Raw genomic sequence first — 9,869 nt, 5'->3', positions numbered from 1 at the left:
GCTTCGCGTACGGCGTCGGCGGCCGCGGCGCGCGCCCGCCGCCTGCTCGTCGCGGCAGGCTCACCGCCGGCCCGGCGCATCGTCCCGCCCGCCGCGCCTGCCGCCGCGCCGTCCTTGCGTGCCGTCTCCACGAACGCGGCCAGGCGTCGCCCGCCCGCCGCCGAGTCGTCGACGACGACAGCGCCCGCCGCCACCGCCGGGTGGGCCTGCACCGCGGCCTCCACCTCGGCGAGTTCGACGCGGTACCCGCGGATCTTGACCTGGGCGTCCTCCCGGCCCAGGAACTCGATGGTCCCGTCGGGGAGGTACCGTCCGAGGTCGCCCGTGCGGTAGAACCGCTCCCCTGTGGCGGGGTCGGTGAGGAACCGCTGTGCCGTGCGTTCCTCGTCGCCGAAGTAGCCCAGGGCGACGCCCGCGCCGCCGATGTACAGCTCCCCCGGCACCCACTCGGGCCGTGGCCGCAGGTGCCGGTCGAGCACGGCGAACGTCTGGTTGGTCAGGGGCTTGCCGTACGGGATGCTCGGGCGGGCGGTGTCCACCTCGCCGATCGGGTGGGCGATGGACCAGATGGAGCCTTCGGTGGCTCCGCCCAGGGAGATGATCTCCAGCCCCGGCAGGAGTTCACGGGCCTGGTCGGGCAGGGCGACCGGTATCCAGTCGCCGGATATCAGCGCGAGCCGCAGCGAGCCGTCCTCGGTGGAGGGCTCCGAGCGGAGCCAGTCGCACAGCATGTGGAGCTGGCCGGGCACGGAGTTCCACACCGTGACGCCGAAGTCGCGGACCAGTTCGGCCCAGTGGGAGGGGTCACCGCGCCGGTCGGCCTGGGGCAGGACGAGAGTGGCACCCACGGCGAGCGGCCCGAACAGGTCGTGGACGGACAGGTCGAAGCCGAGTCCCGCGATGCCGAGGACGCGGTCGCGCTCGGTGACGGCGAAGCGGCGGTTGATGTCCTCGACGGTGTTGAGGGCGGCCCGGTGGCTGATCATCACGCCCTTGGGCGTGCCGGTGGAGCCCGAGGTGTAGATGACGTAGGCGAGGTCGTCCGGATCCCGGCGGACGGCGACGATCGTACCGTCCGCGGTGGCTTCCTCCAACAGGTCCACGGCGACGGCCGACACCCCCGCCGGGAGGTCATCGAGCTCGGCGAGCCAGGACTGGGTGAGGACCGTGCGGACGCCCGCGTCCGCGATGATCGTGTCCCGGCGGGCCGGCGGCTGGGCCGTGTCGACGGGCAGATACGCGCCGCCCGCCATGAGGGTGCCGAAGACTGCGACGACCTGCTCCCAGCCCTTGTCCATCCAGATGGCCACCGGTTCCCCGGGGCGCAGTCCGGACGCCGTCAGTGCCTCGGCGAGAGCGCTCGCACGGGCGATGAGCTGCCGGTAGGAGAGGGCCCGTTCGGGTGTGCGGACCGCGATCGCGTCCGGTGTGGCCTGTGCCTGGGCGAGTACCGGTTCGTGGAGCAGGGCGTCCGGCAAGGGCCCCTCGGTTGCGTTGACCGTGATCCGGCGCGCCGCCTGCGCCTCGGGCAGGGCGATGCGGGCCGGTGCGTCCCAGGCTGCCTCACCGGCCTCGCCCTCGGCCGACAGCGACCGCACGAGTGCCGTGTATGCCTCGAACATGGCGTCGGCGACGCCGTGGCTGAGCGCGCCCTCCCGGATGTCCCAGGACAGGCTCAGCGTGTCACCGCGGTGCATGACCTGGCAGTCCAGCCACACCTGTGGCGTCCGGGTCACGGCGTATGTGACCTCGGGAGGTACGCCCTCGGAGGTGGTGCCGGTGCCCAGGGCGCTGGTGAAGACGACCGGCATCAGCACCGGGGCACCGGCCCTGCGGGAGAGTTCGGCGAGCACCTCCGAGCCGGTGAACAGCGGGTGTGCCAGGTCTTCGAGGAGCTGCTGCCCCATGGTCCTGGTCCGTTCGGCGAAGGTGGCCGGGGCGTCGAGGTCGACGGCGAGCAGTTCGAGCGAGGTGAAGTCACCGATGAGGCGGCCGATGTCCTCGTGCAGGTCGGGCCGGTCGACCGTGGGCACGTTGAGGGTGAACCGGCTGGTCCGCGACCAGCTGCCGACCGTCTCGGCGTACGCCGCGAGCAGGGCCGTCGACACGGTCAGCCCGCGTCGCGCGGCCCGCTCGGTGAGCCGGTCCCGGTCGGCCGCGGGCAGCAGGACCTCCAGCCGACGGAACGTCACCGCGTCCCCGGGAGCCGACGTGCGGATCGCTTCCCCGGTGGCGCTCACGGCGGCCTCCCAGGCTTCGGCGAGGGGCAGTTCGGGGGCGGGCGGCAGGGTGTCGAGCCGTTCGGTCCAGTAGGCGCGGTCGCGGGTGTGGCCTTCGGTGTCGGCGAGGGCGCGGCGGGCCAGGACGTAGTCGCGGAAGGTGATCCGCGGTGCCTCGGAGAGGGCGGCGCCGCCGTAGCGCCGCTGGAACTCGGCGAGCAGGATGCGCAGGCTGGCGTGGTCGACGACGAGCATGTCGAAGGCGAGGTGGAGCACAGCCCGCTCGGCGGTCCTACTCACGTGCACGTCGAAGAGCGGCAACTGGTGGGTGGGCGCCTCACGCGTGGACAGACGTGCTCGGGTGCGCTCCACCTCCGCCTCCGCGGTGGTGGCCGGGAGTGCGGTCAAGTCGTCGGCTCCGACGGCGAGGGCGGGCACGTCGGGCAGGACCTGCTGGTAGCCGTCGTGGTGGATGACGGCGCGGAGCATGTCGTGCCGCTGGACCAGTTCCCGCCATACGGCGGTGACGCGGTCCACGTCCAGGTCCGGGTATTCCAGTTCGACGTAGGCGTGACAGCCGACGCCCCCGTAGGCGTAGGCGTCGGTGCGGCCGATGAGGTAGGCGGCCTGAATGTCCGTCAGCGGGAAGGGTTCGTGGCGGCTGTCCGGGTCCGCGTGCAGCGCCGCCTCCCCTGCCTCCAGGTGGCGGAGGATGGCTTCCTTGTGCGTGCGCAGTTCCGCTCGGTGTGTGTCGGTGAGCCGACCCTGGGGGGCCCGGAAACGCAGTTGTCCGTCCTGGGCCCACAGCACCACGCCCTCGTCGGCGTAGCGGGCCAGCAGTTCAGCGATGTTCACAGCTCTCCGGTCTCGTAGGCGGTCTCGTGGGCCGCGAGCGTTCGGGTGACGTCCGCGGCGAGCGCGGCGATGGTCGGTGCGGCGAAGAAGCGGCGGACGGGCACGGTGACCCCGAGGCGGCGTTCGATCGCGGTGAGCAGGCGCAGCGCGGTGAGGCTGTCGCCGCCGACGGTGAAGAAATTGGCGTTGCGGTCCGGCACCCAGTGCGGCAGATACTCGTGCCAGAGCCCGGCGAGGGCGGTCTCGGTCTCGCCCCGTGGCGGCTCGGCACCGGCGGGCACCGTCTCCGGTCCCGCCAGGCCGGCCAGGGCTCCCCGGTCGACCTTGCCGTTCGCAGTGAGGGGCAGGGCGGGCAGGAGGAGGATGCGGGACGGGACGGCGTAGACCGGCAACCGCTCCGCCAGCAAGCCGAAGAGGTCCTCGGTGAGTTCGGAGCTCTCGGCGGGCGTGAAGGACTCGGTGGGAACCGGCTCGTCGGCGCATGCGCCGCCTGCGGTGGGGTCCTGCGGTACGGCGAAGGCGACCAGGCGCTTGGCGGTGCGCTCCCCCACGGCCACGACGGCGGCCCGCGTGACGGCCGGGTGTGCCTCCAGCGCGGCCTCGATCTCGCCCGCCTCGATACGGTGGCCGGCGATCTTCAGCCGGTTGTCGAGCCGGCCGAGGAACTCCAGCAGTCCGTCGCCCCGGAACCGGCCCAGGTCACCCGTCCGGTACCAGCGTCGCCCGTCTTGTTCGACGAACTTCTCGGCGGTGCGGACCGGGTCGGCCAGGTAGCCGCGGGCCAGTCCCGCGCCGCCGATCCACAGTTCGCCGGGCACCCAGTCGGGACAGTCCCGCCCGTCCCGGTCGACCACGCGGTAGTGCTGGCCGGTCAGGGGACGTCCGTAGGGGATGGACACCCACCGGGGGTCCGGCTCGGCGACGGTGAGGGTGTTGGACCAGATGGCGACTTCCGTGGCTCCGCCCATGGCGACGAAGGCGCAGGGCCGCGCGGTCCGGGCCCGCAGCCGGGCGGGCAGGTCGAGGCCGATCCAGTCTCCCGAGACCAGTGCGGTCCGCAGCTTTCCGGTCCGTCCGCCTTCCGGTTGCCCCTGTTCGTCGGCGTCGAGCAGCAGGTCGAGCAGGGCGGGGACGCTGTTCCAGACGGTCACGTCGTACTGGTCCAGCAGACTCGGCCAGCGGGCCGGTTCACGGCGCTGGTCCTCGGTGGGCAGCAGGAGGGAGCCGCCTGCGGCGAGCAGGCCGAAGACGTCGTACACGGACAGGTCGAAGTCCAGTGCCGACAGGGCGAAGACGCGGTCCTCGCCGGATATGCCGTGCCGGGCGTTGATGTCCGCGATCGTGTTCCAGGCGGCGGCGTGGGTGATCTCGACTCCCTTCGGCTCGCCCGTGGAACCCGACGTGAAGATCACGTAGGCGAGCGCCTGCGGGGACGTCTCGCACGGCGCGGGCAGCGGGTCGCGGCCCTGCGTGTCCGCGAAGGACAGGGGGCGTGGGCCACTTCCCGCCCGGGCGGGCCAACTCCCCACGACGGTACGGAAACCGGCGGTGGCGAGCACCCGCTCCAGCCGTGCGGCGGGCTGTTCGAGGCTGAGGGGAACGTAGGCGGCGCCGGCCGCGAGGACGCCGAGGACCGCCGCGATCTGTTCCGGGCCCTTCGGCAGGGTGACCGCGACCAGGTCGCCCGGCCGCACGCCGGCGTCGCCGAGCGCGGCGGTGGTGCGCAGCGCCTGTTCGGCGAGGGTTCCGTAGGTCACCTCCTGCCCTGTCGTCGTGACGAGGGCGGTGCGATCGGGGGTGGCCGTCGCGTGGGTGAAGAACGTCTCGTGCAGCAGGCGCGGCGCCACCGGTTCCAGGGCGGCCTCCCGTGCGGCGGCGGCCCGCCGTTCGTGCTGGGAGGCGGGCAGCGGGTCGGGGAGCGGTGCGTCCCAGTCACCGGCCACGAGGTGCCGCAGCAGCCGTGCGTGGGCGGCGAACATCGCATCCAGCACGCCCTCGGCGAACAGTTCCTCGACGGCGTCCCAGGTGACGACCAGGTTCCCTGACTCCTCCGTGACCTGGTTGTCCAGGCAGACCTGCGGGGACTGGGAGATGCCCCAGACCTTCGCGGGGAAGCCGGTGCCCGGTCCGGCCAGCGACGCGTCACCGACGCCGATGGCGCTGGTGAACACCACGGGTGCGGCGGCGTCCACCGTGCCCGTGCGACGGCCGAACTCCCGCAGCAGCCAGTCGATCGGCACGTCGGCGTGGTCGAGGTCCTCCGCCTGACGGCGTTGCAGCGCGACGGCCGCCGCCAGCCAGTTCATGCCCTCGCGCCGGTGACCGGCGAGGGACAGGGAGGTGAAGTCGCCCAGCACCCGGTGGATGTGGGGGTGGATGTCACGCCGGTTGAAGAGGGTGAGGGTGACGGTCAGGGCGTCGGTTCCGCTCCAGGCCGCCAGGACCTCCGCGTACAGGGCCAGCAGGACGGTGGAGGGCGTCAGGCCGTGCCGGGCCGCGCTCTGCTTGACGGCCTGCCAGTCCTCGGCGGGCAGGCTCAGCCGGCGCCGGGTGAAGACGGGCGCGTCGAGGGTCGCCGGGTCCCGGTCGAAGGGCAAGGCGGGGGGCGGCAGTTCGGACAGCCGGGTCTGCCAGTGGGCGCGCGCCCGAGCGGCCGACTCCGGGTCCGCCTGGGGGCGGGTCAGGTAGTCGCGGAACGTCACGTCGACGGGCGGCAGTTCGTGTCCCGGGTCGGCGTAGAGCGCGGTCAGTTCGGCGTAGAGCGTGGTGATGGAGAGCGCGTCGAGCAGGAGGTAGTCCAGGCCGACGCCGATACGGGTCCGTACCTCGTCGGCTTTCCCCTCGGCGCCTTCGTCGTCGCGGTAGCGCACCGCCTCGACAGCGAAGAGCGGCCACCGCGCGGGGTCGCGGACCTGGTGGGACAGGCGGGCGCGCAGGCCGGCCAGGGCCTCGGCCGCGCCGTCGGCACGGGCGTCCTCCACCGGTATGCGCACCGCTGGTACGTCGGGCAGGACGCGCTGGTGTCCGTCCTCGACGACGGCGCGGAGCATGCCGTGCCGACGGACGAGGGTGTTCCAGGCGCGCTCCAGCCGGTCCAGGTCGACGTCGGTGCCGTCGAACTCCGTGTAGTGCCAGGTGCCGACGCCGCCGAGGGTGAAACGGGGGTCGCGGCCGGTGTGGTACGCGGCCTGGACGTCCGTCAGCGGGAACGGCTCGTGGGCGTGGTCCGGGTCGGGCACGAGGACGGAAGCGGCGGACCGTGGCGGCTCGTCGGCGGCGGCCGTCGCGGGGTGCAGCGTCTCGCAGAAGTGCTGGAGGACGGGGCGGGCGAAGAGGTCGGCCACGCGGGCGCCGGGGAAGCCGGCGGCCCGCAGCCGGCCGATCATGCGCGTCGCGACGAGGGAGTCGCCGCCCAGCAGGAAGAAGCTGCTCTCGCGTCCCACGTCGGCCACGGCGAGCAGCTCGGCCCACTCGGCCGCCACGGCGGTCTCCACCGGGCCGACCGGTGCCGACGTGCGAGGTCCGTCCTGGCCGGCGGCCTCGGTCAGCGCCTGGCGGACAGCCGCCCGGTCGAGCTTGCCGTTGGCGGTCAACGGCAGGTCGCGAAGGACGAGGACTCGCTCGGGGACCATGTAGGCGGGAAGGCGCACCGCCGCCCGGAGGCGGACCTCCTCCGGGTCGGGTGCCTCGCCACGGGCGGATACGGCCGCGGCGAGGTGCCGCACCGGTGTGTCAAGGACGGTGGCGACCGCGTGCAGGACGGTGGGGCCGTCCTCCAGCGCGGACTCGACCTCGCCCAGTTCGATGCGGTGGCCGCCGATCTTCACCTGGTGGTCGGCGCGGCCGAGGAACTCCAGCACACCGTCGGGCCGGCAGCGGGCCAGGTCACCGCTGCGGTACCAGCGTTCACCGTCGTGCTCGACGAAGCGTTGCGCGGTGCGCTCGGGGTCCGCACGGTAGCCGTTCGCCACACCGGGGCCGCCGATCCACAGCTCTCCGGGGACGAGGTCGGGGCAGTCGCGCCCCCGTCCGTCCACGACACGCGCCCGCATGTTGCGCAGCGGAACGCCGTAGGGGACCGACTTCCAGGCCGGGTCGGTCTCCTCCACCTCGAACACCGTCGAGTGGACCGCGGCCTCGGTCATGCCGCCGAGTACCACGAAACGGCAGCCGGGTACGAGTGAGCGCAGCCTGCGCGGCTGGTCGAGCCCGACCCAGTCCCCGCCGAGCAGCACCATGCGCAGGGAGTTCCCGAGGCCCTCGTCCTCCCCGGCGGCCATCAGCAGGTCCAGCAGGGCGGGCACGCACTGCACCAGCGTCACCCCGTGCGTGCGCACCAGCCGTGCCCAGTGGTGGGCGTCCCGGCGATGCTCCTGTCCTACGGCGACCACCTGTCCGCCGACGGAGAGCGGGGTGAAGATGTCCCAGGTGGCGAGGTCGAAGTCCAGCGCGGAGATCGCGAGAGTGCGGTCCGAGGGACCGAGCCCGAGCTGCTCCTCCATCGCCTCGATGGTGTTGACGACCGCCCGGTGCGACACCTCGACGCCCTTGGGCAGTCCTGTCGAGCCGGACGTGAACAGCACGTAGGCGGGCAGGGCGGGGCCCGGCTGGACGACCGGTGCGGGCTCTGCCCCCGACGCGTCCTCCAGGAGCAGCACCGGGGCCGAGGAGACGTCCACGCAGAGGTGGGCGTGATCCCGGTCAGTGAGCACCGCGGACGCCCCGGCCACGGAGTGGATGCGTTTCCGGCGCACGGCGGGCTGTTCCACGCCGACGGGGGCGTAGGCCGCGCCCGCGGCAAGGATGCCGAGGACCGCGGTGATCTGGTCGGCGCCCTTGGGCAGGGTCACCGCGACGGTGTCGCCCTCCCGCACGCCGTTATCGCGCAGCAACGCGGCGATCCGCCGTGCGGTGCGGCCGAGTTCGCCGTAGGTGAGCGTGTCACCGGTCGTGCGGACGACCGCGGTGCGGCCCGGCTCGGTCTCCGCGAGCCGGAAGAAGCGGGTGTGCAGGGCACGGTCCGGGACGGGCGTGGGCGGCAGGGCCGCCACCGCGCGCCGGGGCAGCACGTCGGGTGCGAGCAGGCCGTCCACCGGCCGGGCCCAGGCGTCGGGGTCCGACACGAGGTGGGTGATGAGGCGGCGGTAGGCGTCGAACGCGGCGTCGGGCACGCCGGCCTCGAACACGCCGTCCCGCACGTCCCAGTTGAGGAGGAGACCGCCGTCGATTTCGGTCACCTGGGCGTCCAGGTAGACCTGCGGGCCCTGGGAGATGATCCAGGAGGGGCGGCCGAAGGACTTCTGGACGTCCTGCTCGAAGATCTCGCCCAACCCGATGGCGCTGGTGTAGACGACCGGGGCCAGCACCGGGGCCCCTTCGACCCGGGCGAGGTCGCGCAGCACCTCGACACCGCCGTACGCGCCGTGGGAGATGCCCTCCTGTAGGCGTTCCTGAAGGCCGCGAGCCTGCCGGGAGAACGGAAGGGACGCGCTCATATCCGCGTCGAGCAGGACCGAGCTGCTGAAGTCCCCCACCAGATGGGCGACTTCGGGGACGAACATCTCCCGGTCGAACAGCGGGAGGTTGAGGAGGAAGCGCCGGCTGTCGCTCCAGGCGGCGATGACCTCGGCGAAGGCGGTGGCGAGGGCGGCGGCGGGGGTGATGCCGTGCCGGCGCGCGGCGCTGATCAGCGCCGCTTTGTCGGCGGGGCCGAGCCAGTGGTGCAGGCGGCGGGAGTGGGTCAGCGTGCGGTCTTCCGCGCTGACCGGGGTGAGCAGGTCGACGGTCGTCGGCAGCCGTGGGGCGCGTGGCAGGTCCGGCAGGCGCTCCCGCCACCAGGCGGCGTGCTGCTCGCGTTCCGCCCTTCGCCGGACGTCGTGCTCCGCGAGATACCGGCGGTAGTCGAGGCCGATCTCGCGCGGCGAGTCGTCGGGACACTCGTAGAAGCGGCGCAGGTCGGAGAGGAGGACCCGCAGACTCAGCGCGTCGCCGGCCATCATGTCCAGGTCGATCTGCAGGCGGGTGCCGCCCGCCGGGAGCAGGCACAGGGCCGCGCGGAAGACCTCGCCGACGGTGACGTCCGGGCGGGCGTGCGTGTTGCGCTCGCGCAGCAGCTCCAGTTCGGACTCGGCCTCGTCGGGGGTGCGTTCACGCAGGTCGTGGACGGTGAGTGACACGCCTGGAGTACCGAAGCGCTGGCGGCCCTCCTCGTCGAAGACGGCCCTGAGCATGCCGTGCCGTCGCACGAGTGCCCGCAGGGCGGTGTCGAGCCGGGCCGGATCGACTTCGTGGCCGTCGAGTTCGACGTAGAAGTGCGCGGCGACGCCACCGAGGGGCTGTCCGTCCTGGCGTCCGATCCAGTAGGCGTGCTGCATCGTGGCCAGCGGGAAAGAGTCCGTCTCCGCGTCGAGCGTCGTGGGCGGGTCGGGTCGCGCGGTGGCGGGTGCGTCGCCACGCCGTCCCTGCCCGAGCAGGGCCGTCCAGGCCCCCAGGGTCGGCTCACGCGTGAGGTCCTGGAAGGTGACCGTGCTGCCCTCGCGCCGCCAGGCGCCGACCAAGGACATCAACACCAGCGAGTCGAGACCGAGTTCGAAGAGGTCACGGTCGTCGTCCACCTCCTGTGGCGCCATCTCCAGCGCGCGCGCCACCGCTTTACGCACCGCTGTCGGCGCGTGAAGGTCACGAGGGACGAGATCGCCTTCCGGTGTCCGCGCCTGGACGACTGTTTCATCGCTCACTGATGGGGCCTTCCGGTCGGATGGGGTGGGAGTCGGGTCAGGGGCGGCGGACGCCGGG

2 protein-coding genes are annotated in these 9,869 nt (G+C 73.1%); both read right to left on the bottom strand.

Translation table 11 applies throughout. The features are described from left to right. On the bottom strand, nucleotides 1-3,074 hold a 3,074-nt coding region (locus ACWEKM_RS33700; RefSeq protein WP_451625061.1), incomplete at its 3' end, for a non-ribosomal peptide synthetase. Continuing rightward, complete coding sequence (locus tag ACWEKM_RS33695) at nucleotides 3,071-9,811, bottom strand: amino acid adenylation domain-containing protein (protein WP_451625060.1); 6,741 nt, start codon at nucleotides 9,809-9,811, stop codon at nucleotides 3,071-3,073. The genes ACWEKM_RS33695 and ACWEKM_RS33700, both read right to left, overlap by 4 nt. Nucleotides 9,812-9,869 lie beyond the last annotated feature (58 nt).

This window comes from Streptomyces sp. NPDC004752 (assembly GCF_053601275.1).
The sequence above is the reverse complement of the archived record's forward strand: the minus strand, read 5'-3'. Positions and strand labels throughout refer to the sequence as shown.